Below are 26,081 nucleotides of genomic sequence, written 5' to 3' on the forward strand. Positions count from 1 at the left end.
CGCCGCCGGGCCCGGCCGGAGCTACGCGGCGCTCCTCCGCCGAGCCACCACGGTCCACACCCCGAGCCCCACCAGCAGCGCGCTCCCGGTGCCGATCCCGCCCACGGCGACCGCCCGCATCGCGGTGTCGTCGCCCCCGGCCACGCCCTCCGCCGCCGCCTCACGCTCCTGGTCCGAGACCTCGAAGACGCCCGCGGGCTCGGACTCCCCCGCGTACTCGGGCCCGCTCTTCGCCGCTCCGCCCACCCGGACGCGCAGGGTCATCGCGAACGGCCCGTCGCCGAAGCTGTCGGCGACACTCTCCGCGAGGTGTGCGACGAGGTAGTAGGAGCCGGCGAAGCGCATGGCGCTGACCTGGGCCGTGGCGGCGTTGCGGTTGGCGTGGTCGACCGGCGGCAGCGGAGGCAGGCTGCCGGACTTCTGGTCGCCGTCATAGCCGACACTCACATCGGCGACATGACCGCGGGCGGGGTTGTAGAGGGCCAGGTCCAGGGCGCCGGGCGTGTATCCGGTGCCGCCGGAGTCCGTGCTGCCCAGCTCGGCGGTGACGTGGAGCTGCCGGCCCCAGTCGACCGGCACCTCGTAGAAGACCGTCTGGCCGGGCCGCATGTCGTCCCGCCAGACACCCTGGTCGAGGGGGGTCGCCACGGCGAATCCCGCGCCGCCACGGCGGCGCTCGGCCGCCCCCTGGAGCGGCTGGGGCGTGGCGGAGTTCCACACCTCGGGCGCGCCGGTCGGCCCGGCCTTCGCCGTCCGCGGCTCCGTCATGGCGAGGAGCTCCAGGTCCCAGGCGTCCGGCGAGGAGCCCTCGCCCTGCGGGTCGACCCGCTCGACGGACACGTAATAGGTGCCGGCCTTGCTGCACAGGGCCTTGGTGGGCGAGATCTCGCGCATGCCCCAGGCCGCGATCGGGTGCGGACTACGGGCGGCGCCGAAGTTCGCGGTGTCGACGAAGCAGGAATTGCCCTCGGCGTCCTGCATGGACACCCTCAGCCCGTCGATGACGGAGACGGTGCTGTCGGGGGAGGGGGCGGCAGTGACGGACACATACGCGTTCGACGCGGCGTCGAGTTCGACGCTGTAGCTGACCTTGCCGCTGCTCGGGAGCGAGCTCTTGTAGGCCGTGCCGGGCTTCAGGATCTGGGCGTCCGCGGTGCTCCTCGCTCCCTCGATGCTCCGGGCACCGTCGGCGAAGGCGTACGGGCTCGGCGTCACGGCCGCCCCGGAGGCCCCGGCGGCGGCCAGGGCGGCCGGGCCCGGCGCCAAGGCAGCCGTAGCCCCCAGCACCACACCCACGACCCCCAGGCGCACGGCCACCGACGGACTACCGCGCCACGCGCCCGCGCGCCCCCACGCCGTACGACACCGTCCCCTCACGCGCCACCCCTCACCCATGAAATCCGCGAGCCGTGGCCCATCCTGCCCGTACGGCCGGCCCCAGGACACACAAAACCCCGACCGCGAGGCGGCCGGGGTGTGCTCGGTTTGGGATGTCGTGACTCACGAACCCGTGGGCACGGAGTCAGTCGCCTCCGTCCACAGATCCTGCTCGGCGCGATCCGCCTGGATCTGGCGGTACACGAGGAGCCCGCCGATGGCGGCCAGTGCGACCAGGAGAAGCTTCTTCACCGCGCGACCTCGTCTTTCGTTGACGTAGGGGACCTCTGGCGCCCGACTATACACACCGACCGATACCGATCGGTGACCTGAGCCGGACCTCAACTCCCTTCCCGGGAACCGGGATAGAAGCGGAGTGCGCCGCTCCGATCGGAGGGTGATCACACCCCGACGGACGGTTACTTCGGGCCCTTTTCTCCTCTCTCCTCACATTTTCACCCCTCTTGCATCCATCCGAGTGGTGTTCATCGGAACATCGCCGCGCCACGGGCGTCGGTCCACCACTTCGCGCCCCTCATACACATCATGAGGAAAGTACGCAAATCGCCCGACCCGAAAGTGAGGGGCCATGGCCCGGAACAAGGTCATGAAGCTGTGGACCGCCATCGTCACCGCCTTCCTGGCGCTGTGCACGACGCTCGGATTCGTCACCAGGACCGCCACCCCGGCGGTAGCGCAGACCGAGCCGGAGCGCAACAGCGAGCGCATCCCGCGACAGCGGACGGCATCGGCGACGACTCCCGCGTCCCTGGCGAAAGCCCTGCCCCCCACGATGAAACAGCGCATCCGGGCCGAGGCCCACGGCAAGACCCCCCGCTGCCGCCACCGCCCGCTCGCGGACGCCGACGCGGAGTCGGACCCCATGGCGGACTATCTCGCTCCCCTGCAGCGCTGAACCCCCTGGACCATCCCATCCGAACGGCGATCCTGCGTACAGGCCCGGCAGCTCGACAGAGCCGCCGGGCTTCCTCATGTCCTGCCCGCCCCCTGCTGCCGCAGAAATCCTGAAGACGCAGAAAACCCCCAACCGCTACCGGTTGGGGGTTCTTCATGCTGGTGGGGCTAACAGGATTTGAACCTGTGGCCTCATCCTTATCAGGGATGCGCTCTAACCAACTGAGCTATAGCCCCGCCGCGCTGTGCGGGGTGTGTCCCGCGCGCTGACTCCTGAAGATTAGCGCACGACATGGGCAGTCCCAAAATCGGTTGTCGGGACTACGTCAATCCATGTCAGAGAGTCGTGTCAGGCGTCATGTCACTCGTCCTCGGCGAGCGTCAGCTCCACACCACCGACGAAGCCCGCGGACAGGTTGTAGATGAACGCGCCGAGGGTCGCGAGGGCCGTCGCCAGGACGACGTCGATGACCGCGATGACCGACGTGAACATCAGGACGTTGGGCAGCGACAGGAAGGCCTGCAGGTCGAAGCCGTTCGACTCGTTCGAGCCGGTCGCCTCCGAGATCGTGCCGCCGACCGTCGAGAAGACGCCCATCGCGTCCATGACCATCCACAGCACGGCGGCCGCGACGATCGTGCAGATGCCCAGCGCGATGGAGAGCAGGAAGCTGACCTTCATCACCGACCAGGGGTCGGCCTTCGACACCCGCAGCCGCGCCTTGCGGACGCGCGGCACGGTGCGTGCCCCCGTGCGGGGTCGCCGTACGGCCCCGGCCGAGGCCCCGGCGCCGGCCGGGTCCTGCTGCGCCGGATAGGCCTGCGGCGGGTGGTACGGCCCGGCCTGCTGCTGTGCCTGCCGTTCCCCCGGCAGCGGGGAGGCCGTCTGCGCGGCGGTGCCCTGCTCCGGCGCGGCCCCCTTGGGCCGCGGCTGCGGTTGTGGCTGGGCGCCGGATGCGGCCGGGCCCGCTCCAGCGCTGTGCTGCTGGGTCTGCGGACCTCGGGTGTCCGTCACAGTTCCCCCCTGGGATCCATGCCTGTCAGGCGAGGGCGAGTCGTCCTCGGCGGTCGGCTTGACCGCCTTCAGGTTGGTCGTGTGCGGGTCCGCCGCACGCGCGGCGGAGCCACGGCCGCCGTCGTCCGTGTCCGTACCCGTCGAGGTACCGCTCGGTCCGGCGCCCGTGGCTCCGCTCACGCTGACTCACTCCTCGTGCTACTCGGACGAGGGCGCCTCACCCTCGTCCGTGCCGGTGGTCGCGGCACCTTCGGCGGTCTCGTCGACGACGATGTCGCCGTCGACCTCTTCCGCCTCGCGTCCCGCCTCGGCGTTGCGAGCGATGCCGACCACGGCATCGCGCTTGCCCAGATTGATCAGTTGGACGCCCATGGTGTCACGGCCGGTTTCCCTGATCTCGTTGACTCGCGTACGAATCACACCGCCCGACAGCGTGATGGCGAGGATCTCGTCGGTCTCCTCGACCACCAGCGCGCCGACGAGGGAGCCACGGTCCTCGACGATCTTGGCGGCCTTGATGCCGAGGCCGCCGCGACCCTGGACGCGGTACTCGTCGACGTTGGTCCGCTTCGCGTACCCGCCGTCTGTGGCAGTGAACACGAACGTACCGGGTCGAACAACATTCATCGAGAGCAGCTCGTCGCTCTCGCGGAAGCTCATGCCCTTGACACCCGAGGTGGCACGGCCCATGGGCCGCAGGGTTTCGTCCGACGCGGTGAACCTGATCGATTGGGCCTTCTTGCTGATCAGAAGCAGATCGTCGTCCGACGAGACCAGCTCGGCTCCGATCAGTTCGTCGTCCGAACCGTCCTCCTGCTCACGAAGGTTGATGGCGATCACACCGCCGGAACGGGGCGAATCGTAATCCTTCAGAGGCGTCTTCTTCACCAGTCCGGCCTTGGTGGCGAGAACGAGGTAGGGAACCGCCTCGTAGTTGCGGATCGCCAGGATCTCGGCGATCGCCTCGTCCGGCTGGAAGGCGAGCAGGTTCGCGACGTGCTGGCCGCGCGCGTCCCGGCCGGCGTCGGGCAGCTCGTAGCCCTTGACGCGGTAGACGCGGCCCTTGTTGGTGAAGAACAGCAGCCAGTGGTGCGTGGTGGACACGAAGAAGTGGTCGACGATGTCGTCTTCCTTGAGCTTCGTGCCGCGCACGCCCTTGCCGCCGCGCTTCTGGGCCCGGTAGTCGTCGGTCTTGGTGCGCTTGATGTAGCCGCCCCGGGTGACCGTGACGACGATGTCCTCCTCGGCGATCAGGTCCTCGATGGACATGTCGCCCTCGTAGGGGATCAGCTTCGTCTGACGGTCGTCGCCGAACTTCTCGACGATCGCGGCCAGCTCCTCGCTGACGATCCCGCGCTGGCGGACCGGGCTGGCGAGGATCTCGTTGTACTCGTTGATCTTCGCCTGGAGCTCGTCGTGCTCCTGGACGATCTTCTGGCGCTCCAGGGCGGCGAGCCGGCGCAGCTGCATCTCGAGGATGGCGTTGGCCTGGATCTCGTCGATCTCCAGGAGGTCCATCAGGCCGTGGCGCGCGATCTCGACGGTGTCACTGCGCCGGATCAGCGCGATGACCTCGTCGATGGCGTCCAGGGCCTTCAGCAGACCGCGCAGGATGTGCGCCCGCTCCTCGGCCTTGCGCAGCCGGAAGCGCGTACGGCGGACGATGACCTCGATCTGGTGCGTCACCCAGTGGCGGATGAACGCGTCGAGCGAGAGCGTGCGCGGCACGCCGTCCACCAGCGCCAGCATGTTGGCGCCGAAGTTCGTCTGCAGGTCGGTGTGCTTGTACAGGTTGTTCAGGACGACCTTGGCGACCGCGTCCCGCTTCAGCACGATGACCAGGCGCTGACCCGTGCGCGAGGACGTCTCGTCACGGACGTCCGCGATGCCGCCGATCTTGCCGTCCTTCACCAGGTCGGCGATCTTCTGCGCGAGGTTGTCCGGGTTGACCTGGTACGGCAGCTCCGTCACCACCAGGCACTGGCGGTTCTGGATCTCCTCGACCTCGATGACCGCGCGCATGGTGATGGAGCCGCGGCCGGTGCGGTACGCCTCCTCGATGCCCTTGCGGCCGACGACGAGCGCGCCGGTCGGGAAGTCGGGGCCCTTGATGCGCTCCAGGAGCGCGTCCAGGAGTTCCTCGTGGGAGGCCTCGGGGTTCTCCAGGTACCACTGGGCGCCTGCCGCGACCTCGCGCAGGTTGTGCGGCGGGATGTTGGTCGCCATGCCGACCGCGATACCGGCCGAGCCGTTGATCAGCAGGTTCGGGAAGCGGGCCGGCAGGACGGTCGGCTCCTGGGAGCGGCCGTCGTAGTTGTCCGTGAAGTCGACGGTCTCCTCGTCGATGTCACGGACCATCTCCATCGACAGCGGCGCCATCTTGCACTCGGTGTAGCGCATGGCCGCCGCCGGGTCGTTGCCCGGAGAGCCGAAGTTGCCGTTGGAGTCGACGAGCGGCATGCGCATCGACCAGGACTGGGCGAGGCGCACGAGCGCGTCGTAGATCGAGGAGTCGCCGTGCGGGTGGTAGTTGCCCATGACGTCGCCGACGACGCGGGCGCACTTGTAGAAGCCGCGCTCGGGGCGGTAGCCGCCGTCGTACATGGCGTACAGCACGCGGCGGTGGACGGGCTTGAGGCCGTCGCGGACGTCCGGCAGCGCACGCGAGACGATGACGGACATCGCGTAGTCGAGGTACGAACGCTGCATCTCCGTCTCGAGCCCGACGGGCTCGACGCGCATGGCCAGGGCGTCACCCTCGGGCGTCGTCACGGGAGTGTTCTCGTCGGTCATTGCTGGTGAAGGTCCTTCCTGGTGCGGTCAGCTGAGACCGACTCAGATGTCGAGGAAGCGGACGTCCTTGGCGTTGCGCTGGATGAACGCGCGGCGGGCCTCGACGTCCTCGCCCATGAGGACCGAGAACAGGTCGTCGGCCTGGGCGGCGTCGTCGAGGGTGACCTGGCCGAGGACGCGGTGCTCCTGGTCCATGGTCGTGATGCGCAGCTCCTCGGCGTTCATCTCGCCGAGACCCTTGAAGCGCTGCACCGAGTCGTCCTTGATGCGCTTGCCGGCGTTGCGGCCCATCTCGATGAGGGCGTCGCGCTCCCGGTCGGAGTACGCGTACTCGAAGTCGTCCTTGCCCCACTTGATCTTGTAGAGCGGCGGACGGGAGAGGTACACGTGCCCGGCCTCGACCAGCGGCCGCATGAAGCGGAACAGGAAGGTCAGCAGCAGGGTGTTGATGTGCTGGCCGTCGACGTCGGCGTCCGCCATCAGGATGATCTTGTGATAGCGCAGCTTCTCGATATCGAAGTCCTCGTGGACCCCGGTGCCGAAGGCGGAGATCAGCGCCTGGATCTCCTGGTTCTGCAGGATCTTGTCGATCCGCGCCTTCTCCACGTTGAGGATCTTGCCTCGGATCGGGAGGATCGCCTGGTACTCGGGGTTACGGCCGGACTTGGCCGAGCCGCCGGCGGAGTCACCCTCGACGATGAAGATCTCGCACTTGGTGGGGTCGTTCGACTGGCAGTCGCTCAGCTTGCCCGGGAGGGAGGCCGTCTCCAGCAGGCCCTTGCGGCGCGTCAGGTCACGCGCCTTGCGGGCCGCCACGCGCGCGGTGGCCGCCTGGATGCCCTTGCGGATGATGTCCGCGGCCTCGTTGGGGTTGCGGTCCAGCCAGTCGGCCAGGTGCTCGTAGACGACGCGCTGGACGAAGGTCTTGACCTCGGTGTTGCCCAGCTTGGTCTTCGTCTGGCCCTCGAACTGGGGCTCGCTCAGCTTGACCGAGATGATCGCGGTCAGACCCTCGCGGATGTCGTCACCGGTGAGGTTGTCGTCCTTCTCGCGCAGCAGCCGCTTGTCGCGCGCGTACTTGTTGATCAGCGAGGTCAGCGCGGACCGGAAGCCCTCTTCGTGCGTACCGCCCTCGTGCGTGTGGATGATGTTGGCGAAGGAGTACACACCCTCGGTGTAGCCGCCGTTCCACTGCATGGCGACCTCGAGGGACAGGTGCTTGTCCTTGTCCTCGGCCTCCAGGTCGATCACGGTGGGGTGCACCACGTCTCCCTTGCGGGAGTTGAGGTACGTCACGAAGTCGACGATGCCGCCCTCGTAGTGGTACGAGACGGCCTTGACCTCGTGCTTCTCGTCCTCACCGGCCTCGTCCGCGCCGGCCGTGGCCTTCGCCGACTCGCGCTCGTCGGCGAGGTTGATCCGCAGACCCTTGTTGAGGAACGCCATCTCCTGGAAACGCCGCGACAGCGTCTCGAAGGAGTAGTTCGTGGTCTCGAAGATGTCCGGGTCGGCCCAGAAGGTGACCGTGGTGCCGTGCTCGTCCGTGGCCTCGTGCTGGGCGAGCGGGGCCGTCGGGACGCCCAACTTGTAGTCCTGCGTCCAGCGGTAGCCGTCGGTCTTGACCTCGACGGCGACCTTCGTCGACAGGGCGTTCACCACGGACACGCCGACGCCGTGCAGACCACCGGAGACCGCGTAGCCGCCGCCGCCGAACTTGCCGCCCGCGTGCAGCACGGTCAGCACGACCTCGACGGCCGGCTTGCCCTCGGTCGGCACGATGCCCACGGGGATGCCACGGCCGTTGTCCACGACCCGCACACCGCCGTCGGCGAGGATCGTCACGTCGATCGTGTCCGCGTGCCCGGCCAGCGCCTCGTCGACGGAGTTGTCGACGACCTCCTGCACCAGATGGTGCAGGCCGCGCTCACCGGTCGAGCCGATGTACATGCCGGGCCGCTTGCGGACCGCGTCCAGACCCTCGAGGACGGTGATGGCACTTGCGTCGTACGAGGCGGTGACCTCGCCGTTTGAGGTGATCGCCTCGCTGCTCACGCCTTCGTCGGTGGACGGGATGTTCTCGTTGGGGTTGCCGGAATCGGCCACGAAGCGCCCTTTCTGGCACAGCACGAGCCAGGCTCGTCGGCGGGTTGCCGGAGCGGCTGCGGCATGTTGCGTTGGTAAGCCTTGATCAGCGTTGCTCAGCTTTTCCCGGACGGTCCCCAGCGAGTGGGGCGGGATTGCCTCCAGTCTACCGGTAGCACTGACACTGATGGGGGTTTGCCGGTACCTGAGTCCGCATGTGCCGCCCTCGACGGGTCTTCCCCGACTCCCGATATGCGGATGGGGGCTCCAAGAGGCTCACGGAGGCACTCAGCGCTTCCGGCCGTCAACCCTTGGCTACTTCGGAGTCAGGTCGCTGTTCGCAACCGTGTGCGGTGGCGGAAAAGGGCGCTCGGAACGGCTGTGACAGGCCCTTCCCGGCCCTGCCAGACGTGACGTAAGTCACCTGTAGGTATCACCAGGTCCACTGCTGCCGGGGGCGCGCAGGGGGCCGTAGCGGCGGGTGGGAGCACTGGGGCCCAGGACCTTGATCTGCCGCACGGTGCCGTGGCCCAGGTCCTCGTTGAGGCGGGCGACCAGGGTCGGGGCGAGCAGCCTCAGATTCGTCGCCCAAGCCGTCGAGTCGCAGCGCACGACCAGGACGTGCTCGTCCTCGTCGTACCTCTCCGGGACACAGTGGTTGGCCACGTCCTCGCCGACGATCTGCGGCCAGCGGCCCATCACACCGCCCACCGCCGCCGGGGCCTCCCAGCCGCGCTCGGTGATCAGCCGGTTGATCGCGGACCCGAGCGCCATGGGATCACGGCCGTCGGCGCGCGCGCCGGAGCGCAGCCCGCCGCGGCGTGCCTGCCTCTTCTGCTGCGCCGCGTCCCCACGCGCGCGTGCGGCCTCCTTGGCGGCGCGGAGCGCCACGCGCGCGAGGTCGACGCCGGAGGGCTCGGGGGTGTTCTTCGGCTCCTGTGCGCTCATACGCGCTCCACCGCCCCCTCGGACACGGCGAACCGCGTCCCGGACAGCACATGCGGTACGTCGTCGTCGACCGCGGCCGTCACCAGGACCTGCTCGCCGGGCGCGACCAGCTCGGCGAGGCGCTCACGGCGACGGGTGTCCAGCTCGGCGAAGACGTCGTCGAGCACCAGTACCGGCTCATTGCCCTCGGCACGCAGCAGGTCGTACGAGGCCAGCCGCAGGGCCAGCGCGTAGGACCAGGACTCGCCGTGCGAGGCGTAGCCCTTGGCGGGCAACTGGCCGAGCTTGAGCTGGAGGTCGTCCCGGTGCGGTCCGACCAGCGTGACGCCCCGCTCGATCTCCTGCTTGCGGGCCTCGGCCAGCGCGGCCGTCAGCTGTTCGAAGAGGTCCTCGCGGGTGTGCGCCTCGCCCGGCGCGGACGGCTTGTACTCCAGGGCGACGGGGCCGCCGCCGGGGGCGAGCTGCTCGTACGCCTTGTCGGCGAGCGGCTGGACGGCCGCGATCAGATCGAGGCGCTGGGCGAGCAGCTCGGCGCCGGCGCGCGCGAGGTGCTGGTCCCAGATGTCGAGTGTGGACATGTCCATGCTGCGGCCGCCGTGACGACGGGCCAGCGCGGCCGACTTCAGCAGGGTGTTGCGCTGCTTGAGGACCCGGTCGTAGTCGGAGCGCACCCCGGCCATGCGCGGGGAGCGGGCGGTGATCAGCTCGTCGAGGAAGCGGCGCCGCTCGCCGGGGTCGCCCTTGACCAGGGCGAGATCCTCGGGCGCGAACAGGACCGTCCGTATGATCCCCAGCACGTCACGCGGCTTGACCTGCGAGGACCGGTTGATGCGGGCGCGGTTGGCGCGCCCCGGGTTCAGCTCCAGCTCGACCAGCTGCTGCCGCTCGCCCTGCCGGACCTGGGCCCGGATGATCGCGCGCTCGGCGCCCATGCGGACCAGGGGAGCGTCGGAGGAGACCCGGTGGCTGCCGAGGGTGGCGAGATAGCCGACGGCCTCGACGAGGTTGGTCTTGCCCTGCCCGTTCGGCCCGACGAAGGCCGTCACCCCCGGATCGAGCGGGACCTCGACCCGGGGATACGAGCGGAAGTCGGCCAGCGACAGATGCGTGACGTGCATGGTCGTTTCGCCGACCTCCCAGGCCCTCGGGTGCTGCTTGCTTCCGGCTGTTGCTTACTTCTTCTCGACCGCGTGGCCGCCGAACTGGTTCCGCAGCGCCGCGATCATCTTCATCTGAGGCGAGTCCTCCTGGCGGGAGGCGAACCGCGCGAACAGCGACGCGGTGATCGCCGGCAGCGGCACCGCGTGGTCGATCGCGGCCTCCACAGTCCAGCGTCCCTCGCCGGAGTCCTGTGCATAACCCCGGAGCCCGTCCAGGTGCTCGTCCTCGTCGAGCGCGTTGACCGCGAGGTCCAGCAGCCAGGAGCGGATGACCGTGCCCTCCTGCCAGGAGCGGAAGACGTCCCGGACGTCGGTCACGGAGTCGACCTTCTCCAGGAGTTCCCAGCCCTCGGCGTAGGCCTGCATCATCGCGTACTCGATGCCGTTGTGGACCATCTTCGCGAAGTGGCCGGCGCCGACCTTGCCCGCGTGCACCGCGCCGAAGTCGCCCTCCGGCTTGAGGGCGTCGAAGACCGGCTGCACCTTGGCGACGTTCTCCTTGTCGCCGCCGTACATCAGCGCGTAGCCGTTCTCCAGGCCCCAGACGCCGCCGGAGACACCGCAGTCGACGAAGCCGACGCCCTTGGCCGCCAGCTCCTCGGCGTGCTTCTCGTCGTCGGTCCAGCGGGAGTTGCCGCCGTCCACGACGACGTCACCGGGCTCCAGCAGATCGGCGAGCTCGTCGATCGTGGACTGCGTGGCCTCGCCTGCCGGGACCATCACCCAGATCACGCGCGGGCCGCTGAGCTTGCCCACAAGCTCCTGCAGGCTGTGGACATCGGCGAGATCCGGATTGCGGTCGTATCCGAGGACGGTGTGGCCCGCGCGGCGAATCCGCTCGCGCATGTTGCCGCCCATCTTGCCGAGGCCGACGAGACCGAGATCCATCAGTTGTTTTCCTTAGGTGTACAGGTGTCCGACGTGGCGTTGCGGCACTCGCGTGCCGCGTCCGAGCCTAAACCCGGACGCTCGCGCACATCTGTGGGCATACGCGCTCAGTCGTAGGCCCTCACCTGCGGCTTTGCCCCCAGCCTGTGGACAACCACTGGAGGCTTTCGAGGGGCTCAGCCGCTGAGCCGCACCGGCATGATCAGGTACTTGTAGGCGTCGTCCGCCTCGGCGTCCAGCGCCGGCTTGCCGCTGAGCAGCGCGGGCTTCGTGGAGGTCGTGAAGGACAGCTGGGCGACCGGGGAGTCGATCGCGCTCAGGCCGTCCAGCAGGAACGTCGGGTTGAAGGCGATCGACACGTCGTCGCCCTCCAGCTGAGCGTCGACCCGCTCCACAGCCTGTGCGTCGTCGCTGGAACCGGCCTCCAGGATCAGCACGCCCTGCTCGAAGCTGAGCCGCACCGGGGTGTTGCGCTCGGCGACCAGGGCCACGCGCTTGACGGCCTCCACGAAGGGGGCGGTCTCGATGACGGCGACGCTGTTGAACTCCGTCGGGAACAGCGAACGGTACTTCGGGAGGTCGCCCTCCAGCAGACGGGTCGTCGTACGCCGCCCCGCGCCCTCGAAGCCGATCAGGCCCTCGCCCGAGCCCGAGCCGGACAGCGCCAGGATCACCTGGTCGCCGCTGGTCAGGGCCTTGGCGGTGTCCAGGAGCGTCTTGGCGGGCACCAGGGCGACCGCGGAGGCCTCCGGGTTCTCCGGCTTCCACAGGAACTCGCGGACCGCGAAGCGGTAGCGGTCGGTGGACGCCAGCGTGACCGTGTCGCCCTCGATCTCGATGCGCACACCCGTGAGGACGGGCAGCGTGTCGTCTCGGCCGGCCGCGATGGCCACCTGGGCGGCCGCGGAGGCGAAGACCTCGCCGGGGACCGTGCCCGTCGCGTTCGGCATCTGCGGCAGGGCCGGGTACTCCTCCACAGGCAGGGTGTGGAGTGTGAACCGGGAGGAGCCGCAGACCACGGTCGCCCGTACACCGTCTGTGGAGATCTCCACCGGCCGGTTGGGGAGCGCCCGGCAGATGTCCGCGAGCAGGCGGCCGGAGACCAGGACCGTGCCCTCCTCGTCGACCTCCGTCTCCACCGACACCCTCGCGGAGACCTCGTAGTCGAAGCTGGAGAGGCTCAGCTGGCCTTCCTCGGCCTTGAGCAGGAGGCCGGCGAGGACAGGCGCCGGCGGACGGGCCGGGAGGCTGCGCGCTGCCCAGGCCACTGCCTCCGCGAGTACGTCGCGTTCCACCCGGATCTTCACTGTTGCCGCCTCCTGCTGTTGCCGGCGCTTCTCGCTCTGCCTGGCCCTCGTCGTCTGTCTCGGTGTCGACGGTCCCCAGGACGGGGAGGACACCGGGGACCAGTCTGACGCACCGCACTGACAGTAGGTGCCTCTCGGGGTCAAGTCGTGACGAGGGGCGGTCGGGCACCGAGGAGCGAGTTGTGCACAGGACCCGCTTCGAAACGAATTCCCAGCTCTCTCTAGTTGGGAGTAGTAGTAGGGCCTGTGGATACCGTGGATAACCGCGTTTGCCCAGCTCAGAGCGGAAATTTTGTCCACCGGTCCTGTGGGTGACGGCAGTGGACAACCGGGTGTTTCTGTGGAGAACGGAAAGTTCTGCACACACCGTGCACAGGGAAGGGCGAGTTCTCCCCAGCGCCGTCCCCAGCTTTACCCACCTTTCCCACAGCCCAACCCGGCAGCTTTGTGTGACGCCTTTCACTCGACCCGGTGAGGAGGCGCGTCGTGTTGCCGAACAGTGGACAGCGATGTGGAGAAGCCGGGGATCACTGGGGACAACTGACCCCAGCCTGTGGGTTGTCGGTGGAAAACTCGATGCACAGCCTGTGGATCTCCCGGCTGTCCACAGTCTGTGGAGATCGTTCGTCCACGAATCCACATGCGGGTGACCTGCCCTGATGGCCCCTCAGCAGGAGCCTCTGTGGACACAGTCTGGACAACTTCGCAGTCCCCAGGATGTGGACGGGAGAAAGTCACCGAATCTGTGGAGAGTGGCCGTAACCCCGCAGGTATTCGAACAGCCGGGGACCGTGACATGACGAAGCCGGGGACCGTGACATGACGAAGGGCGCCCCCGGAAACCTCCTCCGGGAGCGCCCTGGGCGGTCTGCCGCTCGGTACGTCAGCCGTTCTTGATGCGGTTGGTCAGCTCGGTGACCTGGTTGTAGATGGAGCGGCGCTCGGCCATCAGATTGCGGATCTTGCGGTCCGCGTGCATGACCGTGGTGTGGTCGCGGCCGCCGAACAGCGCACCGATCTTCGGCAGCGACAGGTCCGTCAGCTCACGGCACAGGTACATGGCGATCTGCCGGGCGGTGACGAGCGCGCGGCCCCGGGACGTGCCGCAGAGGTCCTCGACGGTCAGCCCGAAGTAGTCCGCCGTCGCGCTCATGATGGCCGTCGACGTGATCTCGGGGGCCGAGTCCTCGCCGCCGGGGATGAGGTCCTTGAGGACGATCTCCGTCAGCCCCAGATCCACCGGCTGCCGGTTGAGCGAGGCGAACGCCGTGACCCGGATCAGCGCGCCCTCCAGCTCGCGGATATTGCGCGAGATCCGGGACGCGATGAACTCCAGCACCTCCGGCGGCGCGTTCAGCTGCTCCTGCACCGCCTTCTTGCGGAGGATCGCGATACGCGTCTCCAGCTCGGGCGGCTGGACGTCGGTGATCAGGCCCCACTCGAAACGGTTCCGCAGCCGGTCCTCCAGCGTGACCAGCTGCTTCGGCGGCCGGTCGCTGGAGAGCACGATCTGCTTGTTCGCGTTGTGGAGCGTGTTGAAGGTGTGGAAGAACTCCTCCTGCGTCGACTCCTTGTCCGCCAGGAACTGGATGTCGTCGACGAGCAGGATGTCCATCTCGCGGTACCGCTTGCGGAAGCTGTCGCCCTTGCCGTCGCGGATGGAGTTGATGAACTCGTTGGTGAACTCCTCCGAGCTCACGTACCGCACCCGCGTGCCCGGGTAGAGGCTGCGGGCGTAGTGCCCGATCGCGTGCAGCAGGTGCGTCTTGCCGAGACCGGACTCCCCGTAGATGAACAACGGGTTGTACGCCTTCGCCGGCGCCTCGGCTACCGCGACCGCGGCGGCGTGCGCGAAGCGGTTGGAGGCGCCGATGACGAACGTGTCGAAGAGGTACTTGGGGTTCAGCCGCGCGGTGGGCTCACCGGGGCCGGTCGCCGGCGCGGGCTGGGCGGCCAGCGGGCCGGGCGCACCGGTGGTCGGCAGGTTCGGCCCGACGGGGCCGCCGCGGTGCACATGGCCCGAGCCGGCCGGCGGCTCGGGCAGTTCCCGGCGGACCGCGTCGCGCTGGTCGTACTCGGGGCGTGAGGTGTCGTAGTCGGAGCGCGGCGGCTCGTAGGAAGGGCGCTCCATGGGCTGAGGGCGGTAGTCCTGGGGGGACGAGCCGTACGAGTCCTGTGACTGGTGGGAGCCACGGGATCCGTGAGAGCCGTAGGAGTCCTGCGAGCTGTGGGAGCTGTGGGAGCCGTACGAGTCCTGGGGCCCGTGGGATTTGTAGGAGTCCTGGGACCCGTAGGAGTCCTGCGCGCTGTACGAGTCCTGCGCGCCGCCGTACTGGTCCTGACCGCTGTACTGGTCCTGCGAGCCGTAGGAGTCCTGCGCCGGTGACGCGTACGGGTCACGCTCGGGGAAGCCGAGGCGCTGCTGCTGCCAGCCGTACTCGTCCTGCGTGGGCCGCGGCCAGGCACCGGGCTCGGGGCGCTGGTATTCGGAGGGATACGCGGGGCGCGGGGTGGGCAGTTGATCTCCGCGCGTAGGCGGAAGCTGATCGCCGGCCGCTCCCGGCATCTGGTCGGCGCGGTGGCGGCCGTATCCCTCGTATCCGTCGCGGTCCTGGCGCGCGGCGGGGAGCTCGGGCTCCTCGTAGCGGTGCTGCTGGGGGCGGGCCGGGGGCGCCGGTGCTGCCGGGGGCTCGCCGGCGGAGTCGTCGACGGTGATCGCGATCCGGATCGGGCGGCCGCACTCGCGGCTCAGCGTCTCGCTGACGATGGGCGCCAGACGGCCCTCGAGTACGCCCTTCGCGAATTCGTTCGGTACGGCGAGCAGAGCGGTGTCCGCGACCAGCGCGAGCGGCTGGCAGCGCCGGATCCAGTGCTCGTCCTTGGTCTCGACTCCCTGGCCGCGACCCTCCCCGAGGAGCTGCTCCAATACGCGTGGCCACACTGCGGCAAGATCGGCAGGTACGTCAGCCACAGGGCACGCTCTCTCACAGGTCCCACGAACGTGTGGTTCTGGGACGGGTTGGGATGTAATCCGGGTGGGTGGGCGGGAGCAAGCCCGCTGGGGCAGGGACAAGGGAACGAATCGGAGTTCCGTCACGGTAGTCAGGGCGGCCGGTACGGTTCAAGTTGTTGTCCCCAGCCTGTGGACAAGTGTCTCCCGGCGACTCCTGGTTTGACCGGATGGCGTAGCCGCGCGTACCGTAACCAGGTCGAGTTGTCGATGGCTGCTGCCGCCTGCCTCCGATGGGCACAGATCATTTGGATGATCGGTCAGCGGTGCACTCGGGCGTCACTGCGAGCTACTCGTGGGCGCACGGTGACAGCCAGGACGGCACCCCGCAACTACCGATTTCTTCTGGAGCCCCCGAGTGAGCAAGCGCACCTTCCAGCCGAACAACCGTCGCCGCGCGAAGACCCACGGCTTCCGCCTGCGGATGCGCACCCGTGCCGGCCGCGCGATTCTCGCGAACCGCCGCAGCAAGGGCCGCGCCAGCCTGTCCGCCTGATCCCGATCAGGTCATGACGTCGTGCTGCCTACCGAGCATCGGCTGAGGCGGCGCGAAGACTTCGCGACCGCGGTACGGCGAGGACGCCGGGCAGGACGCCCGCACCTCGTCGTCCACCTACGAAGCGGTGCCACGGACCCGCATGCGCCTGGGGAGAGCGCTCCCCCGACGCGTGCGGGTTTCGTCGTGAGCAAAGCTGTGGGTGGTGCGGTCGTGCGCAACAAGGTGAAGCGCCGGCTTCGCCATCTGATGCGCGAGCGAGTCGCCCAGCTGCCCCCCGGTAGCCTGGTAGTCGTACGAGCGCTGCCCGGATCGGGCGACGCCGACCATGCACAGCTGGCCCGAGACCTGGATGCCGCTCTCCAGCGGTTGCTGGGAGGGGGCGCGCGATGAAGTACCCGCTGCTGGCTCTGATCAAGCTCTACCAGTGGACGATCAGTCCGCTGCTCGGGCCGGTCTGCAAGTACTACCCGTCGTGCTCCCACTACGGCTACACGGCCATCGACCGGCACGGTGCCATCAAGGGAACGGCACTCACGGCCTGGCGCATCCTGCGGTGCAATCCGTGGTCGCTGGGTGGTGTGGACCATGTCCCGCCGCGCAAGCGCCCGCGGTGGCACGAAATGCTGCGTACCGCGTGGCGTGCACGCAAGGGCGGGCCCTCCGCCGCCGACCCGGCCGTCGAGGGACAGACTTCTCCCACAAGTCGGTCCAGTCCCTCGAGCCCGGCCGCAGAGACACCGTCCCATGCCCAAGGAGCATGATTAGTGGACACGATTGCCAGCCTCTTCAGCTTCATCACCACACCCGTCTCCTGGGTCATCGTCCAGTTCCATTCGGTGTACGGCGCCCTCTTCGGGCCTGACACCGGCTGGGCCTGGGGCCTGTCGATCGTGTCCCTGGTGATCCTGATCCGTATCTGCCTCATCCCGCTCTTCGTGAAGCAGATCAAGTCGACCCGGGCCATGCAGACGCTGCAGCCCGAGATGAAGAAGATCCAGGAGCGCTACAAGAACGACAAGCAGCGCCAGTCCGAAGAGATGATGAAGCTGTACAAGGAGACGGGCACCAACCCGCTCTCCTCGTGCCTTCCCATCCTGGCGCAGTCACCGTTCTTCTTCGCCCTGTACCACGTGCTCAACAGCATCGCGACGGGCGACACCATCGGTGTGATCAACCAGAGCCTGCTGCAGAGCGCGCAGAAGGCTCACATCGTCGGTGCGCCGCTGGCGGCGAAGTTCACCGACAGCTCGTCGAAGGTGGAAGCACTCGGTGCCTCCCTGACCGACGTCCGCGTGGTCACCGCCATCATGATCGTCCTGATGTCGGCGTCGCAGTTCTTCACCCAGCGTCAGCTGATGACGAAGAACATCGACACCACGGTGAAGACACCGTTCATGCAGCAGCAGAAGATGCTGATGTACGTCTTCCCCGTCATGTTCGCCGTCTTCGGTATCAACTTCCCCGTCGGTGTCCTCGTCTACTGGCTGACCACCAACGTGTGGACCATGGGCCAGCAGATGTACGTCATCCGCAACAACCCGACCCCGGGTTCCAAGGCTCAGGCCTCGTACCTGGAGCGCCTGCAGAAGCACGTCGCGCAGCACAGCAAGGTCGGCCGACGCCGCGACCGTGTCATCGTCAAGGCGATCGTCGCCAAGGGACGCGACCGCAACGAGTACGAGCGCAAGTTCATCAACGGCCTCAGCAAGGCCGGACTCGTCGCCCAGGCCGACGGCACCGTGATCAAGGGCGACACCTCGGCCGCTGTGGAGACCGAGGACGGTACGTCGACCACCGCCGCCCCGAAGCGTCAGCAGCCCAAGCGTCAGAGCAAGGCTCAGCGACAGCATGGTGGTGCGAAGCCGGCCGGCGAGGGCGAGTCCAAGACGTCGCTGAGCAAGTCGGACGAGCCCGAGGACGCCAAGCCCGCCTCTGCTGCCCAGAAGGGCGGCGCCAAGCCCGCCGGCGGTACCCGCAGCAAGGCCCAGTCCGGACAGCGCAAGGGCCCGCAGCGGCCCAAGTCCCCGTCCAAGAAGTAAGAAGGAGTCCATCCCGTGACGGAAGGCACCACCTCCGCCGCTGCCGAGGGTGCAGACACCCTGTCCCGCCTGGAGCAGGAAGGCGAGATCGCTGCGGACTACCTGGAGGGTCTGCTCGACATCGCCGACCTCGACGGCGACATCGACATGGACGTCGAGGCCGACCGTGCCTCCGTATCGATCATCAGCGACTCGGGCCGCGACCTGCAGAAGCTGGTCGGCCGCGAGGGCGAGGTGCTGGAGGCGCTCCAGGAACTCACTCGTCTGGCGGTGCACCGGGAGACCGGCGACCGCAGCCGTCTGATGCTCGACATCGCGGGATACCGCGCTCAGAAGCGCTCCGAGCTGTCCGAGCTGGGTGCCAAGGCCGCCGCCGAGGCCAAGAGCAGCGGTGAGGCCGTGAAGATGAAGCCGATGACGCCGTTCGAGCGCAAGGTCGTGCACGACGCGGTCAAGGCCGCGGGCCTGCGCAGCGAGTCCGAGGGCGAGGAGCCGCAGCGCTTCGTCGTCGTGCTGCCCGCCTGACCGGCCTCTAGGTTCCCCGGCCCCGTCTGTTGCGCAGGCGGGGCCGAACTTTGTCAGCCTGATAGTTCTGGTGGTTCTGGCGTCGGCGCTGGGCGCGCTGACGCGGTACGGAAGGACGGTCCCCCGTGACGGAGGCAGCGGAGCTTCCCCCCGCGCCCGAGCAGGCGCGCGAGGTGTTCGGTGATCGCTTCGCGGATGCGGTGCGGTACGCCGAGCTGCTCGCTCAGGCGGGCGTGCAGCGGGGTCTCATCGGCCCGCGTGAAGTGCCCCGCCTGTGGGAGCGGCACCTGCTGAACTGCGCGGTGCTCTCGGAGGTCGTGCCCGAGGGCGTGACCGTGTGCGATGTCGGCTCGGGCGCAGGCCTGCCCGGCATTCCCCTGGCACTGGTCCGGGAGGACCTGAAGATCACGCTGCTGGAGCCGCTGTTGCGGCGTACCAACTTCCTCACCGAGGTCGTGGAGCTCCTCGGCCTCGATCACGTGACGGTCGTACGCGGCCGGGCCGAAGAGGTCATGGGGAAGATCCAGCCTGTCCACGTCGTGACCGCCCGAGCCGTCGCGCCGCTCGACCGTCTCGCCACCTGGGGCGTCCCGCTGCTGCGGCCCTACGGGGAGATGCTCGCACTCAAGGGCGATGCCGCCGAGGAGGAGCTGAAGAGCGCGTCGGCGGCACTGAGCAAGCTGGGTGCTGTGGAGACGTCCATCCTGCATGTGGGTGAAGGCGTGGTGGACCCGATGTCCACGGTGGTTCGGGTCGAGGTCGGGGAGAGCCCCGGCGGTGTGCGCTTCGCCGCGAAGCGTGCCAAGGCGGCTCGCACGGGTCGGGCACGCCGGCGCCGCTGAGTGGTTCCCGTCCCGGCGACGCTGATCCGTCCTGAGGACGAGACGTACTCCACACAAGCTGCCAAACCGATGCATGCCGGAGTGTCGCGGCAGTTCGGCCCCGGCTGCTGTGCATCGTGTTTCACGTGAAACGTCGCTCACTGCTGCACGGCATCATCAGTCGTGGCCGCGCTGCGGCCGAACCCCGCGACCGCAAGCCTCTCGGTTCACTCGATGAGGGATCCGAGTTGTCCACAGAGGTGGATTTCTCCACAGAACGCCAGGCCTCACTGGTTCACGACCCCGAAGGCATGGGAGGCTCTGTTCATAGCGAGCCTGAAGTCGAGGAGAGTGAATCCTTGCGGTCCGACGCCAACATCGCGGGACCGATGACCGATCCGGTCCCCGGTCCCCGTACCGAGTCGATGGGGGCGGATGTTTCACGTGAAACACCGCCTCCGATGGACGACACTCCCATCGGTCGTGCGGCCCAACTGGCGGTGGAGGCACTGGGCCGCGCCGGCGAGGGCCTGCCACGGCCCGAGCAGACCCGAATCATGGTGGTCGCCAACCAGAAGGGCGGTGTGGGCAAGACGACGACGACCGTCAACCTTGCCGCGTCCCTGGCCCTGCACGGCGGCCGCGTCTTGGTGGTCGACCTCGACCCACAGGGCAATGCGTCCACGGCACTGGGTATCGACCATCACGCGGAAGTCCCTTCCATCTACGACGTGTTGGTGGAGAGCAAGCCGCTCTCCGAGGTCGTCCAGCCGGTCCCCGATGTCGAGGGTCTCTTCTGCGCACCCGCCACGATCGATCTCGCCGGTGCGGAGATCGAGCTGGTGTCCCTGGTGGCCCGGGAGAGCAGGCTGCAGCGTGCCATCCAGGCGTACGAGCAGCCGCTGGACTACATCCTCATCGACTGCCCGCCCTCACTCGGCCTCCTGACGGTCAATGCGTTGGTGGCGGGCCAGGAGGTCCTGATCCCCATCCAGTGCGAGTACTACGCGCTGGAGGGCCTGGGCCAGCTGTTGCGGAACGTCGACCTCGTGCGCGGGCACCTCAACCCTTCCCTGCATGTGTCGACCATCCTGCTCACCATGTATGACGGCCGGACGCGGCTCGCGTCCCAGGTCGCGGACGAGGTGCGCACCCACTTCGGCGACGAGGTACTACGGACGAGCATTCCCCGTTCCGTCCGTATCTCCGAGGCGCCGAGCTATGGGCAGACGGTACTGACATACGATCCAGGATCGAGTGGTGCCCTCTCTTACCTTGAGGCGGCACGAGAGATCGCGCTGAAGGGCGTCGGCATCAGCTATGAAGCCACGCACGCCCATATCGGCGTACAGCAGAACGACCCGAGCATGGTGGAGGGCATCCAGTGAGCGAGCGACGGAGGGGACTGGGCCGTGGACTGGGCGCACTGATCCCTGCTGCCCCCACGGAGAAGTCGGTGGCCCAGGCGGCGGCAGGGGGAGCTGCTTCCACATCCCCCACGGCAGTGCCCGCGCTGCCGAACGACCGAGGGGTGGCGGCAGCGAAGGTAGCGACCCTGCCGACTGTTTCACGTGAAACAGAGGAGCCGGTTCAGCCCAGTGCTCCCGCCGCGCCTGCGGCACCCATCGGTGCGCACTTCGCCGAGATCCCCCTCGACGACATCACGCCGAACCCGCGGCAGCCGCGTGAGGTCTTCGACGATGACGCGCTGGCCGAGCTCATCACCTCCATCAAGGAGGTCGGTCTCCTCCAGCCGGTCGTCGTGCGGCAGGTGGGTCCCGCCCGTTACGAGCTCATCATGGGCGAGCGCCGCTGGCGTGCCTGCCGTGAGGCGGGGCTGGAGGCGATCCCGGCGATCGTGCGGGCCACGGAGGACGAGAAGCTCCTCCTGGACGCTCTGCTGGAGAACCTGCACCGCGCCCAGTTGAACCCGCTGGAAGAGGCAGCCGCCTACGACCAGTTGCTGAGGGACTTCAACTGCACGCACGACCAGCTGGCGGATCGCATCGGCCGATCCCGCCCGCAGGTCTCCAACACCCTGCGCCTGCTGAAGCTCTCTCCGGCCGTCCAGCGACGCGTTGCTGCCGGGGTGCTCTCCGCCGGCCACGCACGGGCGCTGCTGTCCGTCGAGGACTCGGAGGAGCAGGACAGGCTGGCCCACCGCATCGTGGCCGAGGGACTCTCGGTGCGGGCTGTCGAGGAGATCGTGACCCTGATGGGCTCACGGCCTCAGAAGGCGCAGCGGCCCAAGGGCCCGCGTGCCGGTGCCCGGGTCTCTCCCGCGCTGTCCGACCTCGCCACGCGGCTGTCGGACCGTTTCGAGACGCGGGTGAAGGTCGATCTGGGTCAGAAGAAGGGCAAGATCACCGTCGAGTTCGCCTCCATGGAGGACCTCGAGAGGATCCTCGGTTCCCTTGCCCCGGGAGAGGGGCCGGTCTTGCAGACGAGCCTTCTGGAGAGCGACTCCGAGGAGAGCGAGTCCTGAGCCTCCGGCAGGAGCCTCCGCTGTGCATCCGACAGAGCGGGCCGTGTCCGGTGTGTACCGGAACATGGCCCGCTCTTTCCTTTCTGGCGGTATCGATGGAATCGCATCGTGGATACGATGCGTTGGGGTACGGCGCGACCACCCGGCAGCACTTCTGAAAGGAAGGCAGGGGCCATGGGAACGATGAGCCGCACCGGACTGGTGAGCGCCGGTTTGGGGCTGGGGGCGGTCGGTGGGTTCATCGGCAGTCTCCTCAGGGAACGGAGCGCTCTGACAGCCGCCCGCGACGCGGCGGGCGAAGGAAGCGAGGAACAGCCTTCATGGGGCGTCGGCTCGTACCGCTCACGCTGGACAACCTTCAGGACCTTCCCAAGCGCTGTCGCTCGTGTGTCTTCTGGGAGCTCGACCCAGTCAGCGGTGAGGCCGCAGTAAAGGCGGGCACACCGGCTTTGGAGAAGGAGTCCTGGATCTCGGCTGTTCTGCTGGACTGGGGATCCTGCGGTCGGGTTGTGTACGTCGACGATGTGCCGGTGGGCTTTGTGCTCTACGCCCCTCCCGCCTACGTCCCCCGCTCCACGGCGTTTCCCACGAGTCCCATCTCTCCCGACGCGGTTCAGTTGATGACCGCGTTCATCATGCCGGGGTACCAGGGGCAGGGACTGGGCCGGGTGATGGTCCAGACGGTCGCCAAGGATCTGCTGCGGCGCGACTTCAAGGCGATCGAGGCGTTCGGAGATGTGCGCTGGAAGGAGCCGGCCTGTGTGCTGCCGGCTGACCATCTCCTGGCGGTGGGCTTCAAGACGGTCAGGCAGCACCCCACCAGTCCCAGGCTGAGACTGGAGCTGAGATCGACGCTCTCCTGGAAGGAAGACGTCGAGATGGCGCTGGACAGGCTCCTGGGCGCCGTACAGAAGGAGCCGGCGCTGCGACCGCTGTAGAGGGGCAAGCAGTCAAACGAACGGGCCAACCCATTCCGGGTTGGCCCATTCGTGTTTCACGTGAAACATGCACCGCCGCTGCGACGGCTCAGCCGATTCACTCGGCGATGAACTCCTCGAGGTCGCGAACGATCGCGGCCTTCGGCTTCGCGCCCACGATGGTCTTGGCGACCTCGCCACCCTGGTAGACGTTCAGGGTCGGGATGGACATGACGCCGTACTTGGCGGCCGTACCCGGGTTCTCGTCGATGTTCAGCTTGACGACCTCGATCTTCTCGCCGTACTCGGAGGCGATCGCCTCGAGGGACGGCGCGATCTGGCGGCACGGGCCGCACCACGCGGCCCAGAAGTCCACCAGGACAGGCTTGTCGTTCTTGAGGACGTCCTGCTCGAAGGAGTCGTCGGTCACATTCTTCAGGGTGCCGGCCACGGCGGGCTCCTTAACTGGTTGGTGCGCGGGGCGGGTAGGGAGGGTCAGACAGAGGTCTTCTCGGGCTCGGGCTGCTCCTCGTCCGCGAGGGCGGCGAGGAAACGCTCGGCGTCGAGCGCAGCGGAGCAGCCGGTCCCGGCCGCGGTGATCGCCTGGCGGTACGTGTGGTCGACCACATCGCCGGCACCGAAGACACCGGTCAGGTTCGTGCGCGTCGACGGCGCCTCCACCTTCAGGTAGCCCTCTTCGTCCAGCTCGAGCTGACCCTTGAAGAGCTCGGTGCGCGGGTCGTGGCCGATGGCGATGAACAGGCCGGTCACCGGCAGGTCGGAGAGCTCACCGGTCTTGAGGTTGCGCAGCTTCAGGCTCGAGAGCTTCGGGTCGCCCTGGATCTCGGCGACCTCGCTGTCCCACACGAACTTGATCTTCGGGTCGGCGAAGGCGCGCTCCTGCATGGCCTTGGAAGCGCGCAGGGTGTCGCGGCGGTGGACCACGGTCACGGACTTGGCGAACCGCGAGAGGAAGGTGGCCTCCTCCATGGCGGTGTCGCCACCACCGATCACGGCGATGTCCTGGTCCTTGAAGAAGAACCCGTCACAGGTGGCGCACCAGGACACTCCACGGCCGGAGAGGGCGTCCTCGTTCGGCAGACCGAGCTTGCGGTGCTGCGAGCCGGTGGAGACGATGACGGCCTTCGCACGGTGGACGGTGCCGGCGGTGTCCGTGACGGTCTTGATCTCGCCGGACAGGTCGACGGCCACGACATCGTCCGGGACGAGTTCGGCTCCAAAGCGCTCCGCCTGGGCACGCATGTTGTCCATGAGCTCGGGGCCCATGATGCCGTCCTGGAAGCCGGGGAAGTTCTCGACGTCGGTGGTGTTCATGAGGGCGCCGCCGGCGGTGACGGCGCCCTCGAACACCAGTGGCTTCAGCGACGCGCGCGCGGTGTAGAGCGCCGCCGTGTAGCCGGCGGGCCCGGAGCCGATGATGATCACGTTACGGACGTCGCTCACGGCTTGTTTCCTCGTCTCTCGTCTGCATCGTTCGACCGGTGGGAGCGTCTCTCGGAACTCTCACACCACCCAACGGATCCTAAGGGGCACGCATTCCCGCTGTGTCCGGGCACACGGAGATGCGGCACTGTGCTGGATGCCACGCAGGGCAAAGACGATGCACTCGCTCAGGAGGACGGGTAGGAGCGCTCCAGGAGGACCTTGCCCCCGGCAGTGGACGCTTGGTGATCCACACAGGTCGCGTCGACGACGTAGGCGGTGACCCGGGTGGCGTCGGTGGCGTCGGGAAGCAGCACGAGCATGGCCTTCTTCCCCTGATACCTGCCGTTCTCCACAGCCAGGGCCGCGTCTTTACGCCCGATGCCGTCACGGACGCAGCCGGGCACGGTGGGCTCCCTGAGGACCTTGGGGTGGTTGCTGCCTGGGGCGGTCGCTGCGCCGAGGGGGGTACGGGAACTGCCGCCTTCCTCGCTCTGGGTCTCGGCCAGGAGGTCGGTGACCTGTTTCTGCAGCTTTCCCTCGGAGAAGGTGTCCGCGGCGGTGGTCTGCCGGTCGCCCGCTGTGTCGTGAGGCGGCTTGTTGTCGCCCAGCGACGACAGCAGGACGGAGCCCAGCCCCAGGGCTGCGACTGTGAAGACGGTCCCCAGGACGGCGATCCTGCGCCGCCCGTTCCGCGTGCGGCCCTTGCGGCCCGGTCCGGTGGTGGAAGAGCGGGGGCGCCCGGCGGGCCGGTCCGCGGGCGTCGACGTTTCACGTGAAACATGCGCACCGCTGTCGTCCTCGGAACCGGATCGGGAAGCACTGACCGGCGTCGGCTCCTCAGCGGCCTCAGGCTCCGTGGCGTTCAGCAGAGCCTCGGCGGCGAGTGCGGCATCGATGCGGCCTGCGACATCGGCGGGCATGCGCGGCGGGCCGGGCAGCGTGCCGAGCAGGCCGCGGATCTCCTCAAGGGAGGCATAGACGTCCGCGCAGAGCTCGCATTCATCCAGATGGCGTCTTACGTCGGTGCTCCGGGACGGCGGGAGAATGCCTTCGGAGAGGTCGGAGATCTCCGCGACGTCCGGGTGCCCGGCCATGTCTGTCGTCGACGTCACGCTCGTCCACCTCCGCCCTTCACTGCAGCTGAGTCGCTCGGTCCTGTGTCCGGCGGTCCCGTTCGGCGTGGTCCCGCTGCGGGTGGGACGGTTGGCTCCTGCGTCCGGTTCCGTTCCTCGCCGGGGTTCTTCTCCTTGCCGCCGTTGTCCGGTCGCAGATGGGTGAGCAGCGGCAGGAGTCTGGCTCTGCCGCGTGCGCATCGGCTCTTCACCGTGCCGGTCGGCACATCGAGGATGCGCGCGGCCTCCGCGACCGGGTAGCCCTGCATGTCCACCAGGACGAGCGCCGCGCGCTGGTCCGCCGGCAGAGTGCCCAGGGCTTCGATGAGCTGCCGGTGGAGATCGTTGCGCTCGGCGGGCGCGGAAGCCGACTCATGAGGCTCCAGCAGCTGCTCGAGGCGCTCGGTGTCGTCAACGGGAGAGGTCTTCCGGGACGCGACCTTGCGGGCGCGGTCCAGGCAGGCGTTCACCGTGATCCTGTGCAGCCAGGTTGTGACGGCCGACTGGCCCCGGAAGGTGTGGGCGGCCCGGTAGGCGGAAACGAGGGCGTCCTGCACCGCGTCAGCGGCCTCCTCGCGGTCCCCCAGCGTCCGCAGGGCGACGGCCCAGAGGCGATCGCGATGCCGCCGCACGATCTCACCGAAGGCGTCGGGGTCGCCTTCGACATGGCGGGCGAGCAGATCCTGATCGCTTACTCCGTCGTACCCGGTGCCGTCTGCCATCGGCCTCCTTCCTCGAGGCA

General features: G+C 68.3%; 24 protein-coding genes and 1 tRNA gene. 10 read left to right on the plus strand and 15 right to left on the minus strand.

The window, feature by feature from the left end:
• Positions 1-21: 21 nt before the first annotated feature.
• Together ACIBK5_RS23660 and ACIBK5_RS23665 are read right to left on the minus strand one after the other, a co-directional pair.
• The gene (locus tag ACIBK5_RS23660; RefSeq protein WP_399022137.1) at positions 22-1,317 is read right to left on the minus strand and encodes a hypothetical protein; all 1,296 of its coding nucleotides are present in this window, start codon (positions 1,315-1,317) and stop codon (positions 22-24) included.
• A gap of 183 nt (positions 1,318-1,500) precedes the next feature.
• Positions 1,501-1,629, minus strand: a complete 129-nt coding sequence (locus tag ACIBK5_RS23665) for a DLW-39 family protein (RefSeq protein ID WP_003999697.1) — start codon at positions 1,627-1,629, stop codon at positions 1,501-1,503.
• 337 nt (positions 1,630-1,966) lie between these two features.
• Between ACIBK5_RS23665 and ACIBK5_RS23670 the strand changes: the two genes are divergently transcribed.
• Positions 1,967-2,293: a DUF6344 domain-containing protein gene (locus ACIBK5_RS23670; protein WP_399022139.1), complete on the plus strand. Its 327-nt coding sequence runs from the start codon at positions 1,967-1,969 to the stop codon at positions 2,291-2,293.
• A gap of 159 nt (positions 2,294-2,452) precedes the next feature.
• Here the strand turns inward: ACIBK5_RS23670 and ACIBK5_RS23675 are convergent.
• The 9 genes from ACIBK5_RS23675 to dnaA all read right to left on the minus strand — a co-directional run bounded on the left by ACIBK5_RS23675 (position 2,453) and on the right by dnaA (position 15,456).
• Positions 2,453-2,529 (minus strand) — tRNA-Ile (locus tag ACIBK5_RS23675).
• A gap of 124 nt (positions 2,530-2,653) precedes the next feature.
• The gene (locus tag ACIBK5_RS23680) at positions 2,654-3,487 is read right to left on the minus strand and encodes a DUF3566 domain-containing protein (RefSeq protein ID WP_399022141.1); all 834 of its coding nucleotides are present in this window, start codon (positions 3,485-3,487) and stop codon (positions 2,654-2,656) included.
• Positions 3,488-3,505: 18 nt separating this feature from the next.
• Positions 3,506-6,100: a DNA gyrase subunit A gene (gene gyrA, locus ACIBK5_RS23685; RefSeq protein ID WP_399022143.1), complete on the minus strand. Its 2,595-nt coding sequence runs from the start codon at positions 6,098-6,100 to the stop codon at positions 3,506-3,508.
• Between the two features lie 42 nt (positions 6,101-6,142).
• Positions 6,143-8,203: a DNA topoisomerase (ATP-hydrolyzing) subunit B gene (gene gyrB / locus ACIBK5_RS23690; protein ID WP_399022145.1), complete on the minus strand. Its 2,061-nt coding sequence runs from the start codon at positions 8,201-8,203 to the stop codon at positions 6,143-6,145.
• A 399-nt stretch (positions 8,204-8,602) separates the two neighbouring features.
• The gene (locus ACIBK5_RS23695) at positions 8,603-9,130 is read right to left on the minus strand and encodes a DUF721 domain-containing protein (protein ID WP_399022147.1); all 528 of its coding nucleotides are present in this window, start codon (positions 9,128-9,130) and stop codon (positions 8,603-8,605) included.
• A complete protein-coding gene (recF, locus tag ACIBK5_RS23700; RefSeq protein ID WP_399022149.1) occupies positions 9,127-10,248 on the minus strand; it encodes a DNA replication/repair protein RecF in 1,122 nt (373 codons plus the stop codon). The genes ACIBK5_RS23695 and recF overlap by 4 nt, the downstream gene beginning before the upstream one ends.
• A 54-nt stretch (positions 10,249-10,302) precedes the next feature.
• Positions 10,303-11,178 (minus strand): phosphogluconate dehydrogenase (NAD(+)-dependent, decarboxylating), encoded by an 876-nt coding sequence (gene gnd, locus ACIBK5_RS23705; RefSeq protein WP_399022151.1) that lies wholly within the window; start codon positions 11,176-11,178, stop codon positions 10,303-10,305.
• 176 nt (positions 11,179-11,354) lie between these two features.
• Positions 11,355-12,485, minus strand: coding sequence for a DNA polymerase III subunit beta (gene dnaN / locus ACIBK5_RS23710; protein ID WP_382492188.1), 1,131 nt, complete (start codon positions 12,483-12,485; stop codon positions 11,355-11,357).
• 883 nt (positions 12,486-13,368) lie between these two features.
• Positions 13,369-15,456 (minus strand): chromosomal replication initiator protein DnaA, encoded by a 2,088-nt coding sequence (gene dnaA / locus ACIBK5_RS23715; protein WP_399022153.1) that lies wholly within the window; start codon positions 15,454-15,456, stop codon positions 13,369-13,371.
• A 397-nt stretch (positions 15,457-15,853) separates the two neighbouring features.
• Between dnaA and rpmH the strand changes: the two genes are divergently transcribed.
• The 9 genes from rpmH to ACIBK5_RS23760 all read left to right on the plus strand — a co-directional run bounded on the left by rpmH (position 15,854) and on the right by ACIBK5_RS23760 (position 22,802).
• Positions 15,854-15,991 carry a 50S ribosomal protein L34 gene (gene rpmH / locus ACIBK5_RS23720; RefSeq protein WP_005482975.1) on the plus strand — a complete coding sequence of 46 codons (138 nt, stop codon included), beginning with the start codon at positions 15,854-15,856 and terminating at the stop codon, positions 15,989-15,991.
• A gap of 21 nt (positions 15,992-16,012) precedes the next feature.
• A complete protein-coding gene (gene rnpA, locus ACIBK5_RS23725; RefSeq protein WP_376645736.1) occupies positions 16,013-16,384 on the plus strand; it encodes a ribonuclease P protein component in 372 nt (123 codons plus the stop codon).
• Positions 16,381-16,755, plus strand: a complete 375-nt coding sequence (yidD, locus tag ACIBK5_RS23730; protein WP_399022155.1) for a membrane protein insertion efficiency factor YidD — start codon at positions 16,381-16,383, stop codon at positions 16,753-16,755. Before rnpA ends, yidD begins: the two co-directional genes overlap by 4 nt.
• 3 nt (positions 16,756-16,758) lie before the next feature.
• Positions 16,759-18,033, plus strand: coding sequence for a membrane protein insertase YidC (yidC, locus tag ACIBK5_RS23735; protein WP_399022157.1), 1,275 nt, complete (start codon positions 16,759-16,761; stop codon positions 18,031-18,033).
• A 15-nt stretch (positions 18,034-18,048) separates the two neighbouring features.
• Positions 18,049-18,558 carry a protein jag gene (locus ACIBK5_RS23740; protein ID WP_399022159.1) on the plus strand — a complete coding sequence of 170 codons (510 nt, stop codon included), beginning with the start codon at positions 18,049-18,051 and terminating at the stop codon, positions 18,556-18,558.
• Between the two features lie 125 nt (positions 18,559-18,683).
• Entirely contained in the window at positions 18,684-19,400 is a 717-nt protein-coding gene (rsmG, locus tag ACIBK5_RS23745; protein ID WP_184593881.1) for a 16S rRNA (guanine(527)-N(7))-methyltransferase RsmG, read from the plus strand.
• 290 nt (positions 19,401-19,690) lie between these two features.
• Positions 19,691-20,767 (plus strand): ParA family protein, encoded by a 1,077-nt coding sequence (locus ACIBK5_RS23750; protein ID WP_399022456.1) that lies wholly within the window; start codon positions 19,691-19,693, stop codon positions 20,765-20,767.
• Positions 20,764-21,864, plus strand: coding sequence for a ParB/RepB/Spo0J family partition protein (locus tag ACIBK5_RS23755; RefSeq protein ID WP_399022162.1), 1,101 nt, complete (start codon positions 20,764-20,766; stop codon positions 21,862-21,864). Before ACIBK5_RS23750 ends, ACIBK5_RS23755 begins: the two co-directional genes overlap by 4 nt.
• Positions 21,865-22,184: 320 nt before the next feature.
• On the plus strand, positions 22,185-22,802 hold the full coding sequence (locus tag ACIBK5_RS23760; RefSeq protein ID WP_399022164.1) for a GNAT family N-acetyltransferase: 618 nt from the start codon (positions 22,185-22,187) through the stop codon (positions 22,800-22,802).
• A gap of 97 nt (positions 22,803-22,899) precedes the next feature.
• On the opposite strand, the gene trxA is transcribed toward ACIBK5_RS23760, so the two are convergent.
• The 4 genes from trxA to sigM form a co-directional block, all read right to left on the minus strand.
• Positions 22,900-23,232 carry a thioredoxin gene (gene trxA / locus ACIBK5_RS23765; protein WP_399022166.1) on the minus strand — a complete coding sequence of 111 codons (333 nt, stop codon included), beginning with the start codon at positions 23,230-23,232 and terminating at the stop codon, positions 22,900-22,902.
• Positions 23,233-23,276: 44 nt separating this feature from the next.
• Positions 23,277-24,245, minus strand: coding sequence for a thioredoxin-disulfide reductase (trxB, locus tag ACIBK5_RS23770; protein ID WP_399022168.1), 969 nt, complete (start codon positions 24,243-24,245; stop codon positions 23,277-23,279).
• A gap of 167 nt (positions 24,246-24,412) precedes the next feature.
• Positions 24,413-25,339: an anti-sigma factor family protein gene (locus ACIBK5_RS23775; protein ID WP_399022170.1), complete on the minus strand. Its 927-nt coding sequence runs from the start codon at positions 25,337-25,339 to the stop codon at positions 24,413-24,415.
• Positions 25,336-26,061 (minus strand): RNA polymerase sigma factor SigM, encoded by a 726-nt coding sequence (sigM, locus tag ACIBK5_RS23780; protein WP_399022172.1) that lies wholly within the window; start codon positions 26,059-26,061, stop codon positions 25,336-25,338. The genes ACIBK5_RS23775 and sigM overlap by 4 nt, the downstream gene beginning before the upstream one ends.
• Positions 26,062-26,081: the final 20 nt, after the last annotated feature.

This window comes from Streptomyces sp. NPDC050546, from assembly GCF_044457425.1.
Classification (GTDB): Bacteria; Actinomycetota; Actinomycetes; order Streptomycetales; family Streptomycetaceae; genus Streptomyces.